This is a genomic window from Pseudomonas sp. H3_E07, from assembly GCF_054668895.1.
This window is the reverse complement of record NZ_CP162795.1, coordinates 2494736-2518552: the sequence shown is the minus strand read 5'-3', so window position 1 is coordinate 2518552 and position 23817 is coordinate 2494736. Positions and strand designations below refer to the sequence as shown.

The 23817-nt window shown below is 59.8% G+C and carries 23 protein-coding genes; 8 read left to right on the top strand and 15 right to left on the bottom strand.

Going from position 1 to position 23817, the window contains the following annotated elements:
• Positions 1-14: 14 nt before the first annotated feature.
• The 6 genes from tauC to AB4O08_RS11380 all read right to left on the bottom strand — a co-directional run bounded on the left by tauC (position 15) and on the right by AB4O08_RS11380 (position 7368).
• The gene (gene tauC, locus AB4O08_RS11405; protein ID WP_431480242.1) at positions 15-851 is read right to left on the bottom strand and encodes a taurine ABC transporter permease TauC; all 837 of its coding nucleotides are present in this window, start codon (positions 849-851) and stop codon (positions 15-17) included.
• Positions 848-1627, bottom strand: coding sequence for a taurine ABC transporter ATP-binding subunit (gene tauB / locus AB4O08_RS11400; RefSeq protein WP_021491618.1), 780 nt, complete (start codon positions 1625-1627; stop codon positions 848-850). The genes tauC and tauB overlap by 4 nt, the downstream gene beginning before the upstream one ends.
• Positions 1628-1643: 16 nt before the next feature.
• Positions 1644-2621: a taurine ABC transporter substrate-binding protein gene (gene tauA, locus AB4O08_RS11395; RefSeq protein WP_010214099.1), complete on the bottom strand. Its 978-nt coding sequence runs from the start codon at positions 2619-2621 to the stop codon at positions 1644-1646.
• 241 nt (positions 2622-2862) lie between these two features.
• Positions 2863-4446, bottom strand: a complete 1584-nt coding sequence (gene gshA, locus AB4O08_RS11390) for a glutamate--cysteine ligase (RefSeq protein WP_460114131.1) — start codon at positions 4444-4446, stop codon at positions 2863-2865.
• Between the two features lie 214 nt (positions 4447-4660).
• Positions 4661-5044, bottom strand: coding sequence for a PaaI family thioesterase (locus AB4O08_RS11385; RefSeq protein ID WP_021491616.1), 384 nt, complete (start codon positions 5042-5044; stop codon positions 4661-4663).
• Positions 5044-7368 (bottom strand): Tex family protein, encoded by a 2325-nt coding sequence (locus AB4O08_RS11380; RefSeq protein WP_021491615.1) that lies wholly within the window; start codon positions 7366-7368, stop codon positions 5044-5046. Before AB4O08_RS11380 ends, AB4O08_RS11385 begins: the two co-directional genes overlap by 1 nt.
• Before the next feature lie 357 nt (positions 7369-7725).
• Here AB4O08_RS11380 and ompR point away from each other — a divergent pair, with 357 nt between their 5' ends.
• Together ompR and AB4O08_RS11370 are read left to right on the top strand one after the other, a co-directional pair.
• On the top strand, positions 7726-8466 hold the full coding sequence (gene ompR / locus AB4O08_RS11375; RefSeq protein ID WP_010214095.1) for an osmolarity response regulator transcription factor OmpR: 741 nt from the start codon (positions 7726-7728) through the stop codon (positions 8464-8466).
• Between the two features lie 117 nt (positions 8467-8583).
• Positions 8584-9897 (top strand): ATP-binding protein, encoded by a 1314-nt coding sequence (locus tag AB4O08_RS11370; RefSeq protein WP_021491614.1) that lies wholly within the window; start codon positions 8584-8586, stop codon positions 9895-9897.
• A 140-nt stretch (positions 9898-10037) separates the two neighbouring features.
• On the opposite strand, the gene rimK is transcribed toward AB4O08_RS11370, so the two are convergent.
• The 3 genes from rimK to rimA are packed head-to-tail and all read right to left on the bottom strand — an operon-like array spanning position 10038 to position 12215.
• The gene (gene rimK / locus AB4O08_RS11365) at positions 10038-10943 is read right to left on the bottom strand and encodes a 30S ribosomal protein S6--L-glutamate ligase (RefSeq protein ID WP_010214091.1); all 906 of its coding nucleotides are present in this window, start codon (positions 10941-10943) and stop codon (positions 10038-10040) included.
• Entirely contained in the window at positions 10940-11422 is a 483-nt protein-coding gene (gene rimB, locus AB4O08_RS11360; RefSeq protein WP_016979043.1) for a retropepsin-like aspartic endopeptidase RimB, read from the bottom strand. Before rimB ends, rimK begins: the two co-directional genes overlap by 4 nt.
• 13 nt (positions 11423-11435) lie before the next feature.
• Complete coding sequence (gene rimA, locus AB4O08_RS11355; protein WP_010214089.1) at positions 11436-12215, bottom strand: S6 modification regulatory phosphodiesterase RimA; 780 nt, start codon at positions 12213-12215, stop codon at positions 11436-11438.
• 115 nt (positions 12216-12330) lie between these two features.
• Between rimA and AB4O08_RS11350 the strand changes: the two genes are divergently transcribed.
• Positions 12331-12738, top strand: a complete 408-nt coding sequence (locus AB4O08_RS11350; protein WP_010214088.1) for an RNA-binding S4 domain-containing protein — start codon at positions 12331-12333, stop codon at positions 12736-12738.
• A 39-nt stretch (positions 12739-12777) separates the two neighbouring features.
• Here the strand turns inward: AB4O08_RS11350 and AB4O08_RS11345 are convergent, their stop codons facing one another.
• A complete protein-coding gene (locus tag AB4O08_RS11345; RefSeq protein WP_460114130.1) occupies positions 12778-13578 on the bottom strand; it encodes a phosphatase PAP2 family protein in 801 nt (266 codons plus the stop codon).
• A 104-nt stretch (positions 13579-13682) separates the two neighbouring features.
• Between AB4O08_RS11345 and hslO the strand changes: the two genes are divergently transcribed.
• Positions 13683-14585 (top strand): Hsp33 family molecular chaperone HslO, encoded by a 903-nt coding sequence (gene hslO / locus AB4O08_RS11340; protein WP_010214086.1) that lies wholly within the window; start codon positions 13683-13685, stop codon positions 14583-14585.
• A 179-nt stretch (positions 14586-14764) separates the two neighbouring features.
• Positions 14765-16306 (top strand): phosphoenolpyruvate carboxykinase, encoded by a 1542-nt coding sequence (locus AB4O08_RS11335; protein WP_045791411.1) that lies wholly within the window; start codon positions 14765-14767, stop codon positions 16304-16306.
• 56 nt (positions 16307-16362) lie between these two features.
• On the opposite strand, the gene AB4O08_RS11330 is transcribed toward AB4O08_RS11335, so the two are convergent.
• The 4 genes from AB4O08_RS11330 to AB4O08_RS11315 form a co-directional block, all read right to left on the bottom strand.
• Complete coding sequence (locus AB4O08_RS11330; protein WP_232920570.1) at positions 16363-17226, bottom strand: DMT family transporter; 864 nt, start codon at positions 17224-17226, stop codon at positions 16363-16365.
• Positions 17227-17242: 16 nt separating this feature from the next.
• Positions 17243-17599, bottom strand: a complete 357-nt coding sequence (locus AB4O08_RS11325) for a DUF1493 family protein (RefSeq protein ID WP_029529275.1) — start codon at positions 17597-17599, stop codon at positions 17243-17245.
• Positions 17600-18427: 828 nt separating this feature from the next.
• A complete protein-coding gene (locus AB4O08_RS11320; RefSeq protein WP_460114129.1) occupies positions 18428-19027 on the bottom strand; it encodes a putative adenosine monophosphate-protein transferase Fic in 600 nt (199 codons plus the stop codon).
• Positions 19027-19197: a YhfG family protein gene (locus AB4O08_RS11315; RefSeq protein WP_010214072.1), complete on the bottom strand. Its 171-nt coding sequence runs from the start codon at positions 19195-19197 to the stop codon at positions 19027-19029. The genes AB4O08_RS11320 and AB4O08_RS11315 overlap by 1 nt, the downstream gene beginning before the upstream one ends.
• A gap of 175 nt (positions 19198-19372) precedes the next feature.
• On the opposite strand from AB4O08_RS11315, the gene AB4O08_RS11310 reads away from it, so the two are divergent.
• From AB4O08_RS11310 to AB4O08_RS11300, 3 genes are all read left to right on the top strand, one after another.
• The gene (locus AB4O08_RS11310) at positions 19373-20548 is read left to right on the top strand and encodes a tetratricopeptide repeat protein (protein WP_460114128.1); all 1176 of its coding nucleotides are present in this window, start codon (positions 19373-19375) and stop codon (positions 20546-20548) included.
• Between the two features lie 284 nt (positions 20549-20832).
• Positions 20833-22770: a RecQ family ATP-dependent DNA helicase gene (locus tag AB4O08_RS11305; protein WP_047544200.1), complete on the top strand. Its 1938-nt coding sequence runs from the start codon at positions 20833-20835 to the stop codon at positions 22768-22770.
• Positions 22771-22792: 22 nt separating this feature from the next.
• The gene (locus AB4O08_RS11300) at positions 22793-23224 is read left to right on the top strand and encodes an acyl-CoA thioesterase (RefSeq protein WP_010214067.1); all 432 of its coding nucleotides are present in this window, start codon (positions 22793-22795) and stop codon (positions 23222-23224) included.
• Positions 23225-23249: 25 nt separating this feature from the next.
• On the opposite strand, the gene AB4O08_RS11295 is transcribed toward AB4O08_RS11300, so the two are convergent.
• Entirely contained in the window at positions 23250-23729 is a 480-nt protein-coding gene (locus AB4O08_RS11295; protein WP_010214066.1) for a glycine zipper domain-containing protein, read from the bottom strand.
• Positions 23730-23817 lie beyond the last annotated feature (88 nt).

Genomic DNA, 23817 nt, shown 5'->3' with positions numbered 1-23817 from the left:
ACTGTTCTCATCACTCAATGTGCCTGGCCATGCCAGGGCACTAATTTACGCTGCAGGGCACGCAGGCCCATTTCCATGGCGAAGGCGATCAGGGCGATGACCAGGATGCCCAGCACCACCACATCGGTCACCAGGAACTGCGCCGCCGATTGCACCATGAAGCCCAGGCCGCTGGTGGCGGCGATCAACTCGGCGGCGACCAATGTCGACCAGCCCACGCCCAGGCCGATGCGGACGCCGGTGAGGATGTCGGGCAGGGCACTCGGCAGGATCACATGGCGAATCAACTGGGCACGGGTGGCGCCCAACGACTGCGCCGCGCGCAGCTTGGCCGGGTCGACAGTGCGCACACCGGTGGCGGTGGCGATGGCAATCGGCGCGAAGATCGCCAAGTAAATCAGCAACACCTTGGACAGCTCGCCAATGCCGCACCAGATCACGATCAGCGGCAGATAGGCCAGCGGCGGGATCGGTCGATAGAACTCGATCAGCGGGTCGAGGATGCCACGGGCGATACGGTTGGAGCCGATGGCGATCCCCACCGGCACGGCGGTCAGCACCGCAAACCCCAGGCCCAGGCCGATGCGGCTGAGGCTTGCACTCAAGTGTTGCCACAAGGTGGAGTCCATGTAGCCCGTGGTCGCCAGCAGCCAGCCTTTTTGCAGTACGGCGGACGGCGGCGGCAGGAACAGCGGTTCGATCACACCGGTAGCGGTCACGGCCCACCAAATGATCAGCAAGGCGACCAGGGTCAACAGGCTGATCCAGCGCGTGCTCAAGCTGCGACGCACTGGGATAGGCGCGTGCGCCGCCGGCTTGACGGTCATGACGGGAAGTTCGTAGCTGCTCATGCGGACACCTGCCGTTGGGAGAACACTTTGCCCAACACGTGTTCGCGGGTTTCGATAAAACGCGGGTCGGACTTGATCGCCCGTGCCGACTCTCCGGCAGCGTAGCGTTGGCCGAAGTCCAGGCTCAGACGCTCGACGATCTGGCCGGGATTGGGCGCCAGCAGGATCAGGTCAGTGGCGAGGAATACCGCCTCTTCGATGTCGTGGGTAATCAGGAACACTGGCTTGGCCGTGCGCCGCCAGACTTGCAGCAGCAGCTCCTGCATCTGTTCGCGAGTGAAGGCATCGAGGGCGCCGAAGGGTTCGTCCATCAGCAGTACGCGAGGATCGGCAGCCAGCGCGCGGGCCAGGCCGACGCGTTGCTTCTGCCCACCGGAGAGCTGCCAGATACGACGACTGTCGAAGCCGGCCAGGTCCACCAGGGCCAGCATTTCCCGAGCGCGCACTTCACGTTGTGCCTTGGACACGCCGGCCAGCTCCAGGCCGAAACCCACGTTGGCCAGCACGTCCTGCCAGGGCAGCAGGGCGTCATCCTGAAACACCACGCCGCGCTCGGCGCTCGGGCCTTTGACCGGCACGCCATCGAGGGTGATGCGCCCGGCAGACGGTTCGACAAAGCCGGCAATCAGGTTCAACAGCGAAGTCTTGCCACTGCCGGACGGGCCGAGGGCCACCAGCAATTGCTGGGGCCCCAGGTCGAGTGAGATGTCGGACAGTACCGGTTCTGTGGCGCCTGGGTACTGTGCGCTGATGCGCTCCAGTTGTAGCAAGGCCATCGCAATTAACTCCTGATCAGTGGGTAATGAACTTGGCGCTGATGTAAGGGGCGTAGTCCGGCAGCACGGCGTCGACTTTGCCTTGTTCCTTGAGGAACGCAGCGGTGTCGGTCACGGCCTGGGTAGTCGGTGCGCCCAGCAGGGTCACCTGGTCGGCGGCCAGCGGGTAGACGTTGCCTTGCAGCAGCAGCGGGATGTCGCTGGCCTTGGCGCCGGAGAGTTTCACCAGTTTGTCGACGTTGCCTTTGTCGGCGAGCCAGGCTTGCGGGTCTTTGCGGTAGGCGGCGTAGGCATCCAGGGTGACTTTGGCAAAAGCCGTGACGATTTGCGGGTGCTTCTCGGCAAAATCCTTACGCACGATCCAGGCATCGAAGGTCGGCGCGCCGAACTTGGCCAGTTCGCCGGAGGTGATCAGCACTTTGCCGTTTTCCTTGGCCACGCCCAGGGCGGGGTCCCACACGTAAGTCGCGTCGATATCACCGCGCTTCCAGGCGGCGATGATCGCCGGTGGTGCGAGGTTGAGGATGGTCACTTTGGACGGGTCGATGTTCCAGTGCTTCAGCGCGGCCAACAAGCTGTAGTGCCCGGTGGACACGAAGGGCACCGCGACCTTTTTACCGATCAGGTCCTGCGGGCCGTTGATCCCCGACCCGTCGCGCGCCACCAAGGCTTCGGCACCACCGATCTGGGTGGCGACGAGGAAGGTTTCCACCGGCACTTTGCGGGTGATCGCCGCGGTCAGCGGGCTGGAACCGAGGTAGCCGATCTGCACGTCGCCGGACGCAATGGCGGCGATGATGTCGGCGCCGTTGTCGAATTTTCGCCAGTTGATCTTGGCGTTAGTGGCTTTTTCGTAGGCGCCGTCGGCCTGGGCGACTTTGGCCGGGTCTACGGTGGTCTGGTAAGCAATGGTCACATCCGCCGCCTGGGCAAACAGGCTGGCACCGGCCAGGGACAATGCGGCCAAGAGGCGCAAAGGGGTAAGCAGTTTCAAGGGGAAGCTCCTCAATCAGGCGGCCGAGGGTCGGCATGCGAGGAGACTAAATGATCTAAGAATCCGAAAATAAATAACGTTTTCGAATTAGCTTATGAGCAGAAAAGTGGGACCCGGTCTTCAGGCTGAGGGGCAAATGTGGGCGCTGGCTTGCCTGCGATGCAGACAACTCGGTATTCCAGATAGACCGAGTTGATGCTATCGCAGGCAAGCCAGCTCCCACAGCGGACCGCGTAAGGATTTAGTTGCTGATCGCCAGAATGCTCGCCTGGTATGACCCGACAAACACATCAAAATCGCCCACTTCGTTCTGTTCCAGCTCCGCCTGCTGCACCAGCGACTGACGCGCCAGCTCTTCAAAGCGTGCCTGCTCTTCAGCCGGCAAGGGCTCCTTGCGGAAGTGCTCGGCATGCAGTTGGCTCTGGTGCAGGGAGAACTGCGCAAAACTATCTTTGCGCTCGGCCATGGCCGCCAGCACCTGTGCCGATGGCGTCAGGGACGGGTCCTCGACCTTGGCCAACTGAGCGTCCAGCGCCTGGCTGTGTTCGGTGATGCCGTGGGCTTCATCGAGCAAAGCAGCCAACGGAGCAATCTGCTCCAGCAGCTCGGCGGCCCATTCCTTCATGTCCACTGCCTGGCCCTGACGCTGCAATTGCAGGCCGGGGCGGCGACCTTCCTTGACCACACTGAGGAAGTTGGAGGTCGCATTGCCGCACTCGTTGTTGGCGAACAGCGGGCTGTCGTTCAACGCGCAGTACAGCAGGAACGCGTCGAGGAAGCGCGATTCCGGCAGGTCGATACCCATCGGCAGGAACGGGTTGATGTCCAGGCAACGCACTTCGATGTACTGAATGCCACGGGCCATCAGCGCCTGGATCGGCCGTTCGCCGGTGTAGGTCACGCGTTTGGGGCGAATGTTGGAGTAGTACTCGTTCTCGATCTGCAGGATGTTGGTGTTGAGCTGAACCCACTCACCGTCCTTATGCGTGCCGACTTCGACGTACGGCGCGTAGGGCGTTGCCACCGCTTCACGCAGGCTATCGGTGTAGCTGCTCAGATCGTTGTAGCACGGCGTCAGGCCCGCTTGGGCGTTGCTCTGGTAACCCAGGTCGCTCATGCGCAGGCTGGTGGCGTAGGGCAGGTACAGCGTATCGGCGTCCAACACCTCCAACTGGTGCGAGCGACCGCGCAGAAAACCGGCGTCCAGCGCAGGCGAAGCACCGAACAGGTACATCAGCAACCAGCTGTAGCGACGGAAATTGCGGATCAGCGCGATATAGGCATTGGACTGGTAGTCGCGGTCAGTGCCGACAAATCCTTCAGTTTCCTTCAACAGCGGCCACAACTGTTCCGGCAGGGAAAAGTTGTAGTGGATGCCGGCGATGCACTGCATGGTCTTACCGTAACGCAGCGCCAGGCCCTTGCGGTACACGTACTTGAGCTGCCCGATGTTGGACGTGCCGTAGTAGGCAATCGGAATGTCTTCCTCGGCCGGCAACGGGCATGGCATCGAAGGGCTCCACAGGTATTCGCTGCCGAGCTTGGTGTAGGCAAAACGATGGATCTTGTCCAGGCTGCTCAGGGTATCGGCCGGGTTGGGCAGGGCGGGAGTGATGAACTCCAGCAGCGATTCCGAGTAGTCGGTGGTGATCTGTTCGTGGGTCAACGCGGCGCCCAGGGCTTCAGGGTGCGGCGTTTGCGCCAGTCGACCCTCACCGGTGACACGCAGGCATTCGCGCTCGATGCCGTGCAAGCACTGCTCTAGCAGGGAGAGGTGTTCGCGCTTGCCGAGCAGGGCCAGGCGGCGGTTGAGAAGTTCGCTCAAGTTGGATTCCTTCACGCGTCAGTCGCCCCAATATGGGGGTGGGCAGGACGGTCTACAAGGGTGAAGTTAAAACTGGCGTGATCGCCTGGTTTAGAGTCGATTTAACCCGCTCTGAAAATGCCGACTTCACTCCATGAATTTGGCTACAGCGCGGCGAGAAAATTCCGACGCCGTGATTGCAGCGCCGAAATTAACTCAAATCGGGGGTGGGGAGCTATAGGACAGCGAAGGTGCCCTGTGCTTTTGCGACAAGTCTTTCGTCCTGGTACACGTCCGCTTCGACCACCAACGTGCGACGACCGGCATGGATCACCCGACTGGTGCACAGCACGTCACCGTCAGACACGGCTCGGATATAGTTGATCTTGCACTCGATGGTCGCACTTTGTTGGTCGAAACCATGGGCGCTGGAGCAGGCCAGCCCCATCGTAATGTCCACCAGGCTGAAAATCGCCCCGCCATGGAGCTTGCCCGCGCGGTTGCGCAGGTGCGGCTCCAGGGTCAGGGCCACCTCGGCAACGCCTTCCTCAAGGCGTTGCAGGCGGCAGCCGATCAGTTCGCTGAACGCGCTCTGGGTCAAACCGGCCGGGATTTCCATCAGCGTTTCTTCAACTGTTTAGCGTTGGCAAACAGCGAGGCCATGGCGTTGTTGCTTGGCGCGGCGGTGGCCGTTTCCTTGCGCGGCGCGTTGTTTTGCGACTGGCGCGGCGCCGAACCAGGACGTGCGCCGCGGGCACCGTCGATTTTCTCGCCAGGGGTGTCGCTCATGCGCATCGACAGGCCAACGCGTTTGCGCGGGATGTCGACTTCCATGACCTTGACCTTGACCACGTCACCGGCTTTTACCGCTTCACGCGGATCCTTGATGAACTTCTCCGAAAGCGCGGAGATATGCACCAAACCGTCCTGATGAACACCGATGTCCACAAAGGCGCCGAAGTTGGTCACGTTGGTGACCACGCCTTCGAGGATCATGCCCAGCTCCAGGTCCTTGAGGTCTTCGACGCCGTCCTGGAACTCGGCGGTCTTGAACTCGGGACGGGGGTCGCGGCCCGGCTTTTCCAGCTCTTGCAGGATGTCGGTGATGGTCGGTACACCGAAGGTTTCGTCGGTGTACTTCTTGGGATCCAGGCGCTTGAGAAACGCGGCGTCACCGATCAGCGAACGGATATCGCGGTCGGTCTCGGCGGCGATGCGTTGCACCAGTGGGTACGCTTCCGGGTGAACCGCGGAGGAATCCAGCGGGTTGTCGCCGTTCATTACGCGTAGGAAACCGGCGGCCTGTTCGAAGGTTTTTTCACCCAGGCGTGCGACTTTTTTCAACGCTGCACGGGTTTTGAACGCGCCGTTTTCGTCGCGGTGGTTCACGATATTTTGCGCCAGGGTGGCGTTGAGGCCGGAAATACGCGCCAACAAGGCGACGGAGGCGGTGTTCACATCCACGCCGACGGCGTTTACGCAGTCTTCCACCACTGCGTCCAGGCCACGTGCCAGTTTCAGCTGCGACACGTCGTGCTGGTACTGGCCGACGCCGATGGATTTAGGGTCGATCTTGACCAGTTCGGCCAGTGGATCCTGCAGGCGACGGGCGATGGACACCGCGCCACGGATCGACACGTCGAGGTCCGGGAATTCCTTGGAGGCCAGTTCCGACGCCGAGTACACCGAAGCGCCGGCCTCGGAGACCATGACTTTGGTCATCTTCATGGCGGGGTATTTCTTGATCAGCTCGGCGGCCAGTTTGTCGGTTTCACGGCTGGCGGTGCCGTTGCCGATGGCGATCAGGTCCACCGCGTGCTTGGCGCACAGGGCGGCCAGGATCGCGAGGGTCTGGTCCCATTTGTTGTGCGGTACATGCGGATACACCGTGGCGTGGTCCAGCAACTTGCCGGTGGAGTCGACCACGGCGACCTTGCAGCCGGTACGCAGGCCCGGGTCGAGGCCCAGAGTGGCGCGCGGGCCGGCCGGGGCGGCCAGCAGCAGGTCGTGCAGGTTGTGGGCGAACACGTTGATCGCCTCTGTCTCGGCGCCGTCGCGCAGCTCACCGAGCAGGTCGGTTTCCAGGTGGGTGTAGAGCTTGACCTTCCAGGTCCAGCGCACCACTTCACCGAGCCACTTGTCCGCAGGACGGTTCTGATTCTGGATGCCGAATTGTTGACCGATCATGCCTTCGCACGGGTGCATGGTGCCCGGCAATTCGTCGCCGACCTTCAGCGCGGAGCTGAGAATACCTTCGTTGCGGCCACGGAAAATGGCGAGCGCACGGTGGGACGGCATGCTTTTCAGCGGTTCGTCGTGTTCGAAGTAATCGCGGAACTTGGCGCCTTCCTCCTCTTTACCAGCGATGACGCGGGCGCTGAGGATGGCTTCTTGCTTCAAATAGTTACGCAGTTTTTCCAGCAAACTGGCGTCTTCGGCGAAGCGCTCCATGAGGATGTACTTGGCGCCTTCGAGGGCGGCCTTGACGTCGGCGACGCCTTTTTGGGCGTCGATAAAGCGCGCGGCTTCGGTTTCCGGGGTCAGCGACGGGTCGTTGAACAGGCCGTCGGCGAGGTCGCCCAGGCCGGCTTCCAGGGCGATCTGGCCCTTGGTGCGACGCTTCTGCTTGTACGGCAGGTAGAGGTCTTCGAGGCGGGTTTTGGTGTCGGCGAGTTTGATATCGCGTTCCAACTGCGGGGTCAGCTTGCCTTGTTCCTCGATGCTGGCGAGGATGCTGATGCGCCGTTCGTCGAGTTCTCGCAGGTAGCGCAGGCGCTCTTCCAGGTGACGCAGTTGGGTGTCGTCGAGGCTGCCGGTCACTTCTTTACGGTAACGGGCGATGAAGGGCACGGTGGAGCCTTCATCCAGTAGAGCGACGGCCGCTTCGACCTGTTGTGGGCGTACACCGAGTTCCTCGGCGATGCGGCTGTTGATGCTGTCCATAAAACCACCTGAAATTCTGAAAAGCAGCTCGAAGGCCCGGAAAACAAGGCCCTGGGAGGCTGGTTGAGCGGCCCGACTGGCGCCGCTGCCTGGGTCAAGAGGCAGCCTATTGACCCTCGAAATCGAAAAAATCACACAAGCGGGGTGAAAAAAGCCTCGGCATCAAACGGTAACGATCGGACGTTGCCCTGCGCGACGGCGCCGCATTATAACCAGCGTTCTGCCCTTGGGGGGGATTGCGCCAACGGTTGTAGGGCGCGGGTTCGCTGGCAGTTGAGGAAAAATCTGCTAACAATGCACACGGTGCGTATAACGGCAGCTAGGCCATAATGCGCGCCGAGATAAGAGGAGCATCTAATGAGCAGCACTGCACAAACTGCTGAAGGCGAAAAAATTCTCATCGTTGACGACGATCCGGGGCTGAGCAGCCTGCTGGAGCGTTTCTTCAACTCCAAGGGCTATCGCGCCCGTGCGGTGCCGAACACCGAGCAGATGGACCGCCTGTTGGGGCGTGAAGTCTTCAACCTGGTCGTACTCGACCTGATGCTGCCCGGCGAAGACGGCCTGACCGCCTGCAAACGCCTGCGCGGCGCAAACAACCAGATTCCAATCATCATGCTCACCGCCAAGGGTGATGAGCTGAGTCGCATCAAGGGCCTCGAACTGGGCGCCGATGACTACCTGGCCAAGCCTTTCAACCCTGACGAGCTGATGGCGCGGGTGAAGGCCGTGTTGCGTCGCCAGGCAGCCCCGGTACCGGGTGCACCAGGCAGCGAAGACGAAAGCGTCACCTTTGGCGACTACGAACTGTCGCTGGCGACCCGTGAGCTAAAGCGTGGCGATGAAGTGCACATGCTGACCACCGGCGAATTCGCCGTGCTCAAGGCCCTGGTGATGAACGCTCGCCAGCCGCTGACTCGCGACAAGCTGATGAACCTCGCCCGTGGCCGGGAATGGGATGCGCTGGAGCGGTCCATCGACGTACAGATCTCCCGTCTGCGTCGGATGATCGAGCCGGACCCGTCCAAGCCGCGGTATATCCAGACGGTGTGGGGCGTCGGTTATGTGTTTGTTCCGGACGGCAATAAAACCAGTTGACCGGTGATTTGCAGGGGCGGGCATCCTGGCGTTTGACTCCATGAGGGGCGACGGGATGCCCGGCGTCTGCAATTCTGCGAGCGCCGCTCGTTTCTGCAAGGTATCTAGCAGTCTTCTATGAAAACCCCGCTGTGGTTCCCCCAAAGTTTCTTCTCCCGCACCCTCTGGCTGGTGCTGATCGTCGTTCTGTTTTCCAAGGCACTCACACTGGTTTATCTGTTGATGAACGAGGACGTGCTGGTGGATCGACAATACAGCCACGGTGTCGCCCTGACGCTGCGCGCCTATTGGGCGGCAGACCCTGAGAACCGCGAGAAGATCGCCAAGGCCGCGACCCTGGTACGTGTCGCCGGTGCGGGTGTGCCGGAGGGCGAGCAGCATTGGCCCTACAGTGAAATCTACCAACGCCAGATGCAGGCCGAACTGGGTGAAGACACCGAGGTACGGCTGCGCATGCATGTGTCGCCGGCATTGTGGGTGCGTGCGCCAAGCCTGGGCGAGGACTGGCTGAAAGTGCCGCTGTACCCGCATCCGCTTCGGGGGCAGAAGATTTGGAACGTGTTGGGTTGGTTCCTGGCGATCGGCTTGCTGTCAACGGCGTCGGCGTGGATTTTCGTGCGCCAGCTCAACCAGCCGCTTAAACGCCTTGTGTTCGCCGCCCGTCAATTGGGCCAGGGGCGCAGCGTGCGCTTGCCGGTCAGCGACACGCCCAGCGAGATGACCGAGGTGTACGGCGCGTTCAACCAGATGGCGGAAGACGTCGAACAGGCCGGGCGCGAGCGCGAGTTGATGCTGGCGGGGGTGTCCCATGACTTGCGCACACCGTTGACGCGACTGCGCTTGTCTCTGGAGTTGATGGGCAACCATACGGACCTCACCGATGACATGGTCCGCGACATCGAGGACATGGATGCGATTCTCGACCAGTTCCTGGCGTTTATCCGGGATGGCCGTGATGAAGTGGTGGAAGAAGTCGACCTGACGGACCTGGTGCGTGAGGTGGTCGCGCCCTACAACCAGAATGGTGAGCAGGTGCGCATGCGCCTGGAGCCGATCCAGCCGTTTGCCTTGCGTCGGGTATCGATGAAGCGCCTGTTGAACAACCTGATCGGCAACGCCTTGCATCACGCCGGTTCCGATGTAGAAGTGGCGGCGTATGTGTCCGGCGACAGTGCTGCACCTTATGTGGTGCTGAGCGTGATGGACCGGGGCGCAGGCATCGACCCGGACGAGTTGGAAGGTATCTTCAACCCCTTCACCCGTGGCGACCGTGCCAGGGGTGGCAAGGGAACCGGCTTGGGGCTGGCGATTGTGCGGCGGATTGCATCGATGCATGGCGGCAATGTTGAGCTGCGCAATCGAGAAGAGGGTGGCCTGGAAGCGCGGGTACGCTTGCCGCTTGGCCTGATGCTACCCCGAGACGCGGTCTAAGCAACAACGCAGGCCATAGGTGGGAGCGGGGTTGTTCGCGAAAGCGGTGTATCAGTCACAGATGGTCTGACTGACACTACGCCTTCGCGAGCAACCCCGCTTCCACATTGGTTTTGCGTTGTTTCAAACGCCGTTTCTTATCAGCCCTTGCCCTTGGTCCTGGTCATATTCGGCCCGCCATTCTTCTCCAGATGCTGAATGATGATCCCTGCCACGTCCTTGCCGGTGGTGGTTTCAATGCCTTCCAAGCCCGGTGACGAATTCACCTCCATCACCAATGGCCCGTGATTGGAGCGCAGGATATCCACGCCTGCCACGCTCAACCCCATCACCTTGGCTGCCCGCAGCGCGGTCATGCGTTCTTCCGGGGTGATCTTGATCAGGCTGGCGCTGCCGCCACGGTGCAGGTTGGAGCGGAACTCCCCCGGCTTGGCCTGGCGTTTCATCGCCGCAATCACCTTGTCGCCCACCACAAAGCAGCGGATATCCGCACCGCCGGCTTCCTTGATGTACTCCTGAACCATGATGTTCTGCTTGAGACCCATGAACGCCTCGATCACGGATTCGGCCGCCGTCGCGGTTTCACAGAGCACCACGCCGATACCCTGGGTGCCTTCCAGCACCTTGATCACCAGGGGGGCACCGTTGACCATGTCGATCAGGTCGGGGATGTCATCGGGGGAGTGGGCAAAGCCAGTCACCGGCAGGCCGATACCTCGGCGCGACAACAACTGTAGCGAACGCAACTTGTCCCGTGAACGGGCTATGGCGACCGATTCATTAAGGGGAAACACCCCCATCATTTCAAACTGACGCAAGACCGCGCAGCCATAAAACGTTACTGAGGCACCAATGCGAGGGATCACGGCATCAAACCCCTCCAGCGGCTTGCCCCGGTAGTGGATCTGCGGCTTGTGGCTGGCAATGTTCATATAGGCACGCAACGTGTCGATCACCACCATTTCGTGGCCACGTTCGGTGCCGGCCTCAACCAGGCGGCGGGTGGAATACAGACGCGGGTTTCGCGACAGCACAGCAATCTTCATGCAGCACCTGGGACAGAAAGAGTAGAGACCGGGAACACCGGCTTGTCTTGAACGTACTTGATGCCGGGGTTGACCACCAGTTGGCCGTCAATCAAGGCTTTGGAGCCCAGCAACAGCCGGTAACGCATGGCTTTGCGGCAGGCCAGGGTGAACTCCACCCGCCACACCCTGTCACCCAGCGCCAGCGTGGTGCTGATGACATAACGCACCTGGGCGTGGCCGTTGGAGCTTTTGATGGTTTTCATCGTCACCAAGGGTGCTTCGCAGCGGCGGTGACGCAGTTGCACAACGCTGCCCAGGTGCGCGGTAAAACGCACCCACTTCTCACCGTCGCGCTCAAACGGCTCGATATCGGTAGCGTGCAGGCTTGAGGTGCTGGCGCCGGTGTCGATCTTCGCGCGCAGGCCTGCCACTCCCAAGTCGGGAAGTGCCACCCACTCACGCAGACCCACAACGGTCAAATGGTCAAATGTCTTCAATATGGGTAACCGGTTAATTCGCCCAGGCCTGAGGAGAAACCTCGGCCAACGCTTTGAATGCGGGCCTGGCGAACCAGTAGCCCTGCATCAGAAATATTCCGCAATCGAACAGGAAGTCGCGCTCGCCGGCACTTTCGATGCCTTCGGCGATGACAGTAACCCCCAACTGCTCACAGATTGTGACAATCCCCTGGACGATCACCTGGCGGACACGGTCCTGGTCGACATCGCGGATCAGCGCCATGTCGAGTTTGATCAAGTCAGGTTGGAAATCGGCCAGCAGATTCAGCCCCGAATAACCCGCGCCGAAATCGTCGATGGCGGTCATGAAGCCGAATTCGCGGTATTCACGCAGAATATTCGTCAAATGGCGATAGTTATCTATGTGCTCGTGTTCCAGAGTCTCGAAAATCAAGCGATCCAGCGGAAAGTTATGTGCCTGCGCCGCTTCCAGGGTGCTGCGAATACAGAGCTCAGGCCGATATACGGCATTGGGCATGAAGTTGATGGATAAGCGGGTTTGCATCCCCAATGCAGCAGCCCCGGCAATGGCCTGTGTACGGCAACGCTGGTCGAAGCGGTAACGGTTGTGTTCATTGACCTGTTCAAGTACCGACAACGCGCCTTCACCTTGCGTACCCCGCACCAAGGCTTCGTGGGCGAAAATAGAATGATCCCGAAGGTCTACGATAGGCTGGTAAGCGAAAGCGAAATCAAAGCCCAAGGGCTCGCTTTGCTGGCAGCCCACGCACCGCTGGTCGGGCGAGGTGAGTGAAATGGGAAAGTCGGTCACGGCGTATCCTCGCGAAAACAGGGTGTACCTGGCGTATCTTAGGTGAGCCTTGGGGTTTATGCGTCGAAGGGTTTCAACGGTAAAGTTGCGACATTTTTCAGAGCGAGGAATTCAAGTGGCTCAAAAGCAGGAAGAGGAAGAAAAGGTCCGATTGGACAAGTGGTTATGGGCGGCACGGTTCTATAAAACCCGCGCCCTGGCCAAAGCTGCTATCGAGAGTGGCAAGGTGCACCATCGCGGCGAGCGCTGCAAGCCAGGCAAGGAACCGCGCATCGGCGATGAATTCCAGATTCGTGTCGGGTTTGATGAAAAGACAGTCGTGGTTCAGGCGCTTTCCATCGTGCGCCGTGGCGCGCCTGAAGCGCAGGCGTTGTACACCGAGACCGAAGCCAGCATTGCCAAGCGTGAAAATGCGGCGGCAATGCGCAAGGCGGGCGCCACAGGCATGACCACGGATGGCAAGCCGAGCAAGAAGCAGCGTCGTGATCTGTTCAAGTTTCGCGGCAGTGGCAATGATGACTGACTGCGACAGTGAGGGAGCAAGCTCCCTCACCCTTGGCCATCATGCTGGGCGAACCACACTCAATAGACCAATCAGCGGCAGGTGTTGAAGCAGCCCAAACACCGGCGCCGTCACCCGCAACAACCCACTCGATACCTTCGCCGCAAACGGCGTGTAGTACCCCCACCCCAACGCCAACAGCGCCAGCAATACACCGCCAATGTAGTCATCCTGGCCCCAATGCGCGCCCGCCACCAGGCGCGGCATCATGAACAACAGTGCCAGGCCCCAGATCACCAGCACCTGGCCGATGCGCTTGGCGAACACCGTCATGAACATCCCCCAGATCAACAGCACCGAAGCGTGATCGCCTGGAAAACTCTGGCTCGAACGGTCCTTCAACTCCCAGGTTTTCTCCAGCCCCGGGAAGAAGTCGCTCATCTGGATCGCTCCGCTGATCACCATTGACGGGCTACTGTGTTGCCAGCCCATATGCGCAGCGAATTTGGAAAACAGCATGCGGATAAACAGCAAGAGCAGCAGAATGCCAATAAAACCTAGCAGTGCCTGGCGCACCTGCACGGCCTTGAATACCCAGTCGCCGCGAATCAACAGCGACAGCAGAATCACTCCAACCACCGCGTCGAACGGTCGCAAACTGGCGACAGCCCATACGTGCAGCCAGGTCGAGTTGCTTGCCAGCGGGTCATTGAGCAGATGAAACAGCCACTCGTCGAAAAGCACACACAGCATCTGCCCCGTGGGCCACAGCCAAAAACACAGCAGTCCGATAGCGAGTAGATTGCAAAAGGCCCATCGCCCGAGGTTCCACTTGGCTTGGAACAAACCCGGATTGTTCATAAACTGTCCCCCACGGCCCTAGAAAATCGCACCAAAATGGTGCTAAAGCGTTTAATTCTATAAACCTTGTAATCAATTTGTCATCAATTCAGATACCCAGACCTATGACTGATCTACCGGATACCGACTTCACCCAACGCTTCATCTTCGACGAGAACGACGCCCGCGGCGAACTGGTCTCGCTGGAGCGCAGCTACGCCGAAGTCCTCGCCAAGCACCCCTATCCGGAGCCGGTCGCGCAATTGCTCGGTGAGCTGATGGCGGCGGCGGCGCTGCTGGTGGGCACCATGAAATTCGATGGGTTGCTGATCCTGCAGGCGCGTTCCGAGGGTCCGGTGCCGATGCTGATGATCGAATGCTCAAGCGAGCGTGAAATCCGTGGTTTGGCCCGTTACGAAGCCGACCAGATTGCCCCGGACGCCACCTTGTCTGACCTGATGGCCAACGGCGTGTTGGCCATCACCGTCGATCCGACCGAGGGCCAGCGCTATCAAGGCATCGTCGACCTGGACGGCGAAACCCTGTCGGATTGCTTCACCAACTATTTCGTAATGTCCCAGCAAGTCGGCACCAAGTTCTGGCTTAACGCTGACGGCAAGCGTGCCCGTGGCCTGTTGCTGCAGCAGTTGCCGGCTGACCGCATCAAGGACGACGATGATCGTGCTGAAAGCTGGCGCCACATCATCGCCCTGGCCGACACCCTGAAAGCTGAAGAACTGCTGGGCCTGGACAACGAAACCATTCTCCATCGCCTGTACCACGAAGAGGCCGTGCGGCTGTTCGACGAACAGGGCCTGCGTTTCCATTGCAGCTGCTCGCGCGAGCGCTCGGCCAACGCCTTGGTCAGCCTGGGCCTGGAAGATGCGCAGGATTTGGTAGTGGAGCACGGCGGGCATATCGAGATTGACTGCCAGTTCTGCAACCAGCGCTACCTGTTCGATGCCGCCGACGTCGCCCAATTGTTCGCCGGTGCAGGCATCGACACCCCTTCCGACACCCGCCACTAAAACGTTTAAGCACAGGTAAATCACCTGACAAACGCCGGATTAGCGCAGTTCTGACGGGAGGGCCCTACTCTTTTTGGGCTTTTCTGGCATAATCCGGCCCACTTTTTTCGCGGTAGTAGTGCGCAACTTTCTACTACAAAACGTTTGGAGCACTCGGCCATAGGCCGACGGGGAACCTCATGACGCAAGCCAACAACGCCGTATACACCGATCTGAGTGTTGACGATCTGGTTAAAGAAGCCCTGCAGCGTGGTGAAGGCGTGCTCGCCGATACTGGCGCGCTGGTCGTCGAAACCGGTCACCGTACTGGCCGTTCGCCGGTCGACCGTTTCATCGTTGAAGAGCCTACTACCCAGGACGCTATCGCCTGGGGCCCGATCAACCGCAAGTTCCCGGCCGACAAGTTCGATGCCCTGTGGGCTCGCGTCGAGGCGTTCAACAACGCGCAAGAGCACTTCGTTTCCCACGTTCACGTAGGGGCTTCCGAAGACCACTACCTGGCTGTGAAAATGACCACCCAGACTGCCTGGCAGAACCTGTTCGGTCGTTGCCTGTTCATCAACCCGGCCCAGTACAACCCGGCCGGTCGTGAAGAGTGGCAAGTGCTTAACGTGGCCAACTTCGAGTGCGTGCCTGAGCGTGACGGCACCAACTCCGACGGTTGCGTGATCCTCAACTTCGCCCAGAAGAAAGTGCTGATCGCCGGCATGCGTTACGCCGGTGAAATGAAAAAAGCCATGTTCTCGGTGCAGAACTTCCTGCTGCCGGCTTCCGACGTGCTGCCGATGCACTGCGCTGCCAACATTGGCGAAGCAGGCGACGTGACCCTGTTCTTCGGTCTGTCGGGCACCGGTAAAACCACCCTGTCCGCCGACGAAAGCCGTTACCTGATCGGTGACGACGAACACGGCTGGGGCGAAGGCGTGGTGTTCAACATCGAAGGCGGTTGCTATGCCAAGTGCATCGACCTGTCCGAGAAGAACGAGCCCGTCATCTGGAAAGCCATCAAGCACGGCGCCGTGCTGGAAAACGTGGTGATCGACGATGCCAAGCACGCCGACTACACCAACGTCAGCCTGACCCAGAACAGCCGTGCCGCCTACCCGCTGGAGCACGTTGCCAAGCGTTCCGAGAAGAACCTGGGCGGCGAGCCAAACGCAGTGATCTTCCTGACCTGCGACCTGACCGGCGTATTGCCACCTGTGTCCATCCTCAGCGAAGAACAAGCGGCCTACCATTTCCTCTCCGGCTACACCGCACTGGTGGGTTCGACCGAAATGGGTTCCGGCGGTGGCATCAAGTCGACCTTCTCCACCTGCTTCGGCGCACCGTTCTTCCCGCGCCCGGCTGGCGAATACGCTGAGCTGCTGATCAAGCGCATCCGTGGCTTCGGCTCCAAGGTCTACCTGGTCAACACCGGCTGGACCGGCGGCGGCTACGGCGTCGGCAAGCGCTTCAACATCCCGACTACTCGCGGCGTCATCGCAGCGATCCAGAGCGGTGCGTTGATCGGTGCAGAAACCGAACACCTCGACACCATCAACCTCGACGTGCCACTGGCTGTGCCAGGCGTTGAGACCGGCCTGTTGAACCCACGTAATACCTGGGCTGACAAGGCTGCGTATGACGAAGCGGCGAAGGCGCTGGCGGGTCTGTTCATCGAAAACTTCAAGAAGTTTGAAGTGAGCGATGCGATCAAGGCTGCGGGTCCTAAGTTGTAAGATTCGAGCGTTGTGAAAAAGCCGCCTCTTGAGGCGGCTTTTTTGTGCGCGAACACTTAGTCGACGATGTGCAAAACCACCGCGCCGACCAGCACCAGCACAACGCCCAACACTTGCACCGCCGACAACCGCTCCTTGAAAAACACAAACCCCAGAATCGCCGCGATCCCGCCCGACAATGTACTGATCACCGTCACCACCGACACCGAACCTGCCATCGCTCCCCACGAAAACGCCGAGAACCCACCCAGGTTCATCAAGCTTGCCCCGGTCAGCGTCGCGCAGTTTTTCAGCGGTGGGATTTTCAGGCCGTCTGTGATCTTCAGCACCATCATCACCAGCACGCACAGCCCCACCAGGTAGCCGAGCCAGAGCATGGTGATCGGCCCAAGCGCTGGCAGGGTGTAGCGGCCTTGCAGCCAGAAGCTGGTGCCATACAGCAAAGCGGCGAGCATGGCGTAGGCGATGGACAGGCGTGGGTTGTTGTGGGGAACACCGTTGTCCTTGTGCAGGCTGGAGAGGATCACGCCGATCACGCACAGGGCGATGCAACCCAGTTGCGTCAGGCTGATGTCCTCACCGCTGGCCCAGGACAGCAAGGTGGTCACCACGCCGTAAGACGTCACGAGCGGCGCGACAATGGCTGCTTTGCCGAGGGCGAAGGCCTTGGACAGCGCCAGGGCGCCGGAGACAGTGAGCAGGGCGGCGGCGATGCCCAGGAGCCAGACGCTCAGCGCAGCTTCCAGGGATTTGAACAGGAGGCTTGGGAGAATGACCAGTAACAGGGTCATGATCAGGAAGCCCAGGGCTTGGCCGAAATACACCGCGCGTTTAACGCCCACGGCTCGGGCATTGAGACCCACGAGAAAATCGGTGCCGCCCCAGAGCAGGGCGGCCAGCAGGCCCATCGTGACGTCCATGTAAGGTCCTTGTGTTTCAGCTCAGGTTTTCCAGCGTCTGCGTGTCCCATCTGTGGGTCTTGATGGCCAGGTAGAGCATGCCGATGGTCAGCGGCACTTTTTCACCGCGCCCCTTGGCGCGACGCTTGAGAAACACGTCGAACCCCGGCGGGTTGAAGTAACGATAAGTGTCGAAGTCGCCCAGGTCGAGCGCAAATTCCTGCTCCAGTGCATCCATCAGTTGCTTGGCCTCACTGCCGTCGCAGCCGAGGTCGAAGTTGATTGAGGTTTGCAGGCGGATCGTCTTGTGTTTCGGCAGGCCGATTTCTTCGTGCAGCAGCTGGAGGAGTTGTTGCATGACGGAGTCTTCGGGGAAGTTGGGGGCGAGGTTCATGGTGGGTGCGCGCAGGAGTGGATGAAGGGGCTGGTTGCGTTGGCGGCGGTATTTGTTTCGAGTGATGAAGAGCGCCAAGCCTATCAGGAATACAAAGACAGGCAGGAGGGGCATTCTGAGGATCACCGCTACATAGGGTAGTAGGAACGTCAAAATAAGGCCTGTTGTAAGACATGTGACTGCGAAGTGCTTTCTGAGCATTGGGTCTGTGATTTGGTGGTGCAGCAGCAAATAGATAATGAGAAAGGAAGCGGATTGAAGGTAAAGGGCCATGTCACTAAGACTCGTCCGAGTAGACATGCATTGAGAGTGTTGACCGCTGAGGCCCTATACCTCCTCTCACACTGGCATCCAGATCGATGCTGATGTCTCCAGCGTGATATCTACGAAGCTTGCCGGGCCGATGTGTTGAGTCCTTTCGATGTTCACAGGTTTCTGCCGAGAAAGTTGAAACCGCGCTATTTTCATTCAGCTACGGGTAACTTCTGTAGAGGGTCAAGCGGGCGTTTGGAGCAGTTTGGGAAGGGGATGTCGCTTTGTTTGGAGGTTTCCTACAGGCGTTTCCGGCGTTTGTGGCTTGGCTGTGATTTAACAGGCAAGCGGGTCAGTTTTAGGCGCGAGCTTGCTCGCGAAAAACGTCAATGACGTCGCGTTTCTTTTGGCTTACCGCGTCATCGTTGGTGATGTGGGAGATGTCTTTGAGGTCCGAGTGTTCGAAGGTCAGTCAGGAGAAGGTTTCCAGTAAGTCAGTGGCAGCGCGGATGCGTTGGTGGGCGGCGGACTGTGCGCTCGGGCAATAAACAGATGGTTTAATCGTTCGTGGTTCGATCAGGCGCTGGCAGGCCTGCTGATACACCGCTCAAAAATCGCCTCCAACCCCCGATAATCACACCCCACCGCGTCAATATTCGCCGGTATCCACGCGGCGTGTTTCACCAGCCACCAATTCACCGAAAACCCTGCATTCACGATGATCTGCTCGAACAAGATCCGCTGCGCCCGGCCGTTGCCTTCGCGGAAGGGGTGGATGACGTTGAGGTCGCCGTAGGCTTCGGCAATGCGCGTTACCAGCTCAGCCTGACTCACACCGACATACCAGTGCGCGTCTTGCATGAGCCGGATGACCTTCGCCGCTTCCGGTGGGATGCGTTCCGGGGTGCAGAACAGCGTGTCGCCCTTCTGGATGTTGACGCTGCGCAATTCGCCGGCCCAGTCGTAGAGGTCGCCGAACAGGGTGCGGTGGATATGTTGCAGACGGTCGAGGTCGTAGGGTGGCGGGAAGAGAGGGAGGTTGCCTACGGCAATTTCGGATAATTCCCGCTCGGCTTGATGCAAGCGGGCTTCGTCGAGCAAATCGAGGCGGTTGCGCAGGACGCTGCTACCGGGATAGCAGTACGGATCCTGGCCCACCCCGTATTTGTCGAGCATCAGCGTGGGCTGTTGCGGTACTTGGCAAGTACGGCTTCGCGGGTCGGCAAGGGTTTGTCGACGTCGGCCGGTTGGGTGTCGAACCCTTCCAGGCGCAGGCTGGCCAGGTAATTGGAACGGCGGATCTTGTGATAGTGATCCTGTTTTTGCTCAAACGTCGGTTCGCTCATGGCAGCGTACTCCTGGTTAGCAAGGCTTGATTGTAGCGCAATGCTTCAGTGGGCAGGCGGGATAAAAACCACGTCACATTCTGTACAAAAAGTCTGCCAGTCGCCCGATTTCAGCGTATGTTTCACCGCAAAATCTTGTAGGGCGATTCCGCCCACTACTTAAAGGGAGTTAAGCATGGGTTTGCTGCGTGTCGCCTCGGCGATGTCATTGTGTGCGGTGGCGTTTTCGGTCCAGGCCGAGCAATTGCCGATTGAAGTACTCAGTGCGGTGGTCAAGGACCAGAAAATTGCCGACGCCGAAGTGTTGCTGCAACGTAACGGCACGCAGAACGTGGTGGGCCGCACCAACGGCCAGGGTCAGGTCACGCTGAACAGCGAAGCCGCTGACGACGCCTCAAACCTGCTGATCATCAAGAAGCCCGGCTATTCCAACCTCGTGGTGAAATGCCCGTGCAAAGGCATGACCTACGCTATCAGCCCGGTGATGGAGAACCTCGACGGCCTGCGTGTGGTGCTGACGTGGGGCAAGACGCCGAGCGACCTCGACTCCCACATGATTTTCCCCGGCAATAACATCTATTTCGAGAACCAGAAGGGTACCGACGCCGAGTTGGATGTGGATGACACCGACAGCTACGGCCCGGAAACCATCACCCTGCAGAAAAAACACTACGGCGAAAGCTACGTCTATGCCGTGCACGACTACAGCAATGGCGGCAACCCAGGCTCGCGCCAGTTGTCCGACAGCGAAGCCAAGGTGTTCGTGTACATGGGTCAATCGCTGGTGCGTACCTACTACGTGCCTAAAAACCGCAGCGGCAACCTGTGGACGGTGTTCCGCATGACCGGCAGCGGCGACTTCCAGGACATCAACACCTTCAGTGGCGTGACAGTGAATGCCGCGAATGTTCTGAACGAAGTCAAACCGCTGCTGGATGACAGCGTGGCGGTCACCGCGGTCACCGTCAGCTCTTCCGTACAAACCGATGCGAAGCGCCTGAACCTGCAGGGTGAAGCGGCCTACCAGGAGGGCAAGTTGGACGAGGCGATCGACCTGTTCCGCCAGGCCATCGAACTGGACAATGGCTTTGGCAAGGCCTACGGCAACCTCGGCCTGGCGTATCAGAAAGCCGGCAACACTGCCGAGTCGATCTGGGCTAACCGCAAGGCTATCGCCCTTGCCACCGGCGCCAATGCTGCCACCGTGCGTGCAGGTGCTTATTACAACATTGCGCGGATCTACGAAGCGGCGGGGCAGTTCCCGGATGCGTTGCGTCACTACCAGTTGGCCAAGGAACAGAAGGCCAACCCGGTGTATGACACGGCGATTGAGCGGGTGCAGAATCGCTGATTCAGCTGTAGTGCAGTTCTGAAATGTGGGAGGGGGGTTGCTCACGATAGCGTTGGATCAGTCAGATATGTGTGTCTGATCCATCGCAATCGGGGGCAAGCCCCCTCCCACATTTGGTTTGTGGTGTTCCTACAGCCACAGTCGAACTTGTCGAATTTGGCCCAAGGCCATTGCTGCACCCTGTGTATCATCCTGTCTCTTTTTTCCTTGCGACCTTTCTCGATTCGCTGAGATTCCCAGGCTATGTTTTTGAGCCTACTCAGCGGTCAATGGAGTGACAGCTTATGCACGACACCCTCCAGCAGGTCTTCGGTTTTTCACAGTTTCGTCTGGGCCAGGAAGAAACGGTCAGCGCCGTACTGGCCGGCCGTTCGGCTGCGGCCATTTTTCCTACGGGGTCAGGCAAGTCCCTGTGCTATCAGCTGTCGGCGGTGTTGCTGCCGCACCTGACGCTGGTGGTTTCGCCATTGTTGGCATTGATGCAGGACCAATTGGGCTTCCTGCAGCGCCATGGTATTTCGGCGGGCAGTATTGATTCGGCACAGAGTCGCGATGAGGCGAATGATGTGATGGCCCGCGCGCGTTCGGGCGAGTTGAAGATCCTGATGATTTCCGTGGAGCGTTTGAAGAACGAGCGCTTTCGTAACTTCCTGCAAAGCGTGCAGATCTCGCTGTTGGTGGTGGACGAGGCGCACTGTATTTCCGAGTGGGGCCACAACTTCCGTCCGGACTATTTGAAACTGCCGGACTACCAGCGTCAGTTCAATATCCCACAAGCGCTGTTGTTGACGGCTACAGCGACGCCCAAGGTGATTGCCGACATGCAGGCTAAGTTCGCCATTGCTCCGGGCGATGTGGTCACCACGGGCTTCTACCGGCCCAATCTCAACCTGTTGGTGGAGCCGGTCAGTGGTGCGGACAAGCGTCGTCGGCTGGTGCAGTGGATGAGCGAGCGTGCCGGCCAGCCGAGCATCGTCTACGTCACGTTGCAGAAAACCGCCGAGCAGATTGCCGAGCACCTGAACCGCAACGGCATCCAGGCCGAGGCCTATCACGCGGGTTTGCCTCACGATAAACGCGAGGGTATCCAGCAGCGCTTCATGAGTGGGCGCTCCCATTGCATCGTCGCCACCATCGCGTTCGGCATGGGCATCGACAAGAGTGACATCCGCAATGTGTTGCACTTCGACCTGCCCAAATCCATCGAGAACTACAGCCAGGAAATCGGCCGCGCGGGGCGTGATGGGCAACCTTCCGATTGCCTGGTGCTGGCCAACCGCGACAGCCTCAACGTGCTGGAAAACTTTGTGTATGGCGATACGCCGGAGCAGGAGGGCATTCGGCGGGTGCTGGAAGAGTTGCAGGCTGCTCGGGCCGATGGGCAGTGGGAGTTTTTGCTCCGATCCCTGTCGGACCACAGCAACATCCGCGAGCTGCCGTTGAAGACGCTGCTGGTGCAATTGGAACTCAAGGGCGTCATTGCGCCGCGCTACGCTTTTTATGCCGAGTACCGCTTCAAGTACTTGGTTGAACCTGAGGCTTTGCTCGCGCGCTTCTCCGGTGAGCGGCAGCAGTTTGTCGCGGCGATCATCGACGTGTGCAAGCGGGCGAAAACCTGGGCGACGGTGGATTTCGACGCGCTTTATCAACAGCACAATGCCGAGCGCGGTCGAGTGGTGAAGGCGCTGGATTACTTCCAGGAGCAAGGCCTGATCGAGCTTGAGAGCAAGCAGATGACTGAGGTTTACAGTCTGCTTGATGCCGATTTTGACGCTGATGTATTGAGCAAACAGTTATACACAGGCTTCAAGCAGCATGAGGTGGGCGAAGTCGCGCGGATTCACGCCATGTTGGATCTGTTCGCCACAGAACGCTGCCTGGGCCAACGCCTGGCACAGTATTTTGGCGATGAAAACGCGCCCCAACGTTGTGGGCATTGCTCGGTGTGCCACGGCCATGTTGCGCACCTTGCGCCACCGCCCGGTTTGCCAGCGCTTGTGGATAAAGACTTCATGGGGCTGTGCGGTGATTTTATCCACAGGCATCATGAGCACACCGGCCATTTGCCTGGGGCGGAACGCCTGACGCGTTTCCTCGGCGGCATCAGTGTGCCGTTGTTTACCAAGTTGAAGGCGCGAGGCATTCCAGGCTTTGCTGCACTGGAAGATTATCCGTATGCCGAGGTGCGCGAGTGGGCCCAGGCCCATTTGAATGACCTGTAACTCACTTTAGCGAGATGACCCGATGCCCGACTCAGTGCCTCAACGCGCCGATTACCTGCACTTCCAGCCGATCATTACGCGCTGGCACGACAACGATGTGTATGGTCATGTGAACAACGTGACCTACTACAGTTTCTTCGACACGGCGGTGAATACCTACCTGATCGAGCAAGGTGGTCTGGATATTCATGACGGTGAGGTGGTGGGATTCGTGGTGAGTTCGGCGTGTGATTATTTCGCGTCGATCGCCTTTCCCGAACGCATTGAAATCGGCTTGCGGGTGGGCAAACTGGGTAATAGTTCAGTGCAGTACGAATTGGCAGTGTTCAAGGCTGGCGAAGACGAGGCCTGTGCGGCGGGGCGCTTCGTGCATGTGTTTGTGGATCGGGGTTCGAACCAGCCGGTGACGATTCCGGGGATGTTGCGCGAGGCGTTGCAGCGGTTAGTGGTGTAGGCGCGAACGCCTACACCCTCAGCCCTTACCGGTGACGGTAGTGATGCTTGTTCTTGCGATGACCATAGGCATGGCCGCGGCCCGGATGGTCATCACGGTCGTAACGACGACCATCACGGCCACGCGAACGACGATCATCGTCATCGCTCTTGTTGCCCATGTAGTTACCCAGCGCGCCACCTGCACCACCGCCGGCCGCCGAACCGATCAGTGCACCGGTGCTGCCGCCGACACTGCGGCCTACCACGTTGCCGCCCGCCGCGCCCAGAGCGCCGCCAATGGCGGCTTCACCACGGCTGCGTTTGTCCGCACCCACCGCGCTGCCGCCTGCGCCGCCCAGGGCGGCGCCGATGGTCGAGCCGGTGTTGCCGCCGATCTGCTGGCCGACAACCGAGCCTAGAACCCCGCCCAATGCGCCGCCCACACCGGCTTCGGTGGTGCCACCGGCCATGGCTGCGCCACTGACCAGGCCAAGGGACAACAAGAGAATCGAGGAGAACTTCATTAGGGGAGACCTCAAGAGGATGACGGCGCGATCCTGAGGCTGTATCGAGAAGGTGACAATAGAAATCCGACCAGTAACACGAGTTGTA

Bases quoted from the DNA above. Each gene is read 5' to 3' on its own strand.
- tauC (WP_431480242.1), bottom strand. From the start codon at position 851: ATGAGCAGCTACGAACTTCCCGTCATGACCGTCAAGCCGGCGGCGCAC.
- tauB (WP_021491618.1), bottom strand. From the start codon at position 1,627: ATGGCCTTGCTACAACTGGAGCGCATCAGCGCACAGTACCCAGGCGCC.
- AB4O08_RS11385 (WP_021491616.1), bottom strand. From the start codon at position 5,044: ATGGAAATCCCGGCCGGTTTGACCCAGAGCGCGTTCAGCGAACTGATC.
- AB4O08_RS11380 (WP_021491615.1), bottom strand. From the start codon at position 7,368: ATGGACAGCATCAACAGCCGCATCGCCGAGGAACTCGGTGTACGCCCA.
- ompR (WP_010214095.1), top strand. From the start codon at position 7,726: ATGAGCAGCACTGCACAAACTGCTGAAGGCGAAAAAATTCTCATCGTT.
- AB4O08_RS11370 (WP_021491614.1), top strand. From the start codon at position 8,584: ATGAAAACCCCGCTGTGGTTCCCCCAAAGTTTCTTCTCCCGCACCCTC.
- rimK (WP_010214091.1), bottom strand. From the start codon at position 10,943: ATGAAGATTGCTGTGCTGTCGCGAAACCCGCGTCTGTATTCCACCCGC.
- AB4O08_RS11345 (WP_460114130.1), bottom strand. From the start codon at position 13,578: ATGAACAATCCGGGTTTGTTCCAAGCCAAGTGGAACCTCGGGCGATGG.
- hslO (WP_010214086.1), top strand. From the start codon at position 13,683: ATGACTGATCTACCGGATACCGACTTCACCCAACGCTTCATCTTCGAC.
- AB4O08_RS11335 (WP_045791411.1), top strand. From the start codon at position 14,765: ATGACGCAAGCCAACAACGCCGTATACACCGATCTGAGTGTTGACGAT.
- AB4O08_RS11330 (WP_232920570.1), bottom strand. From the start codon at position 17,226: ATGGACGTCACGATGGGCCTGCTGGCCGCCCTGCTCTGGGGCGGCACC.
- AB4O08_RS11325 (WP_029529275.1), bottom strand. From the start codon at position 17,599: ATGAACCTCGCCCCCAACTTCCCCGAAGACTCCGTCATGCAACAACTC.
- AB4O08_RS11320 (WP_460114129.1), bottom strand. From the start codon at position 19,027: ATGCTCGACAAATACGGGGTGGGCCAGGATCCGTACTGCTATCCCGGT.
- AB4O08_RS11315 (WP_010214072.1), bottom strand. From the start codon at position 19,197: ATGAGCGAACCGACGTTTGAGCAAAAACAGGATCACTATCACAAGATC.
- AB4O08_RS11310 (WP_460114128.1), top strand. From the start codon at position 19,373: ATGGGTTTGCTGCGTGTCGCCTCGGCGATGTCATTGTGTGCGGTGGCG.
- AB4O08_RS11305 (WP_047544200.1), top strand. From the start codon at position 20,833: ATGCACGACACCCTCCAGCAGGTCTTCGGTTTTTCACAGTTTCGTCTG.
- AB4O08_RS11300 (WP_010214067.1), top strand. From the start codon at position 22,793: ATGCCCGACTCAGTGCCTCAACGCGCCGATTACCTGCACTTCCAGCCG.
- AB4O08_RS11295 (WP_010214066.1), bottom strand. From the start codon at position 23,729: ATGAAGTTCTCCTCGATTCTCTTGTTGTCCCTTGGCCTGGTCAGTGGC.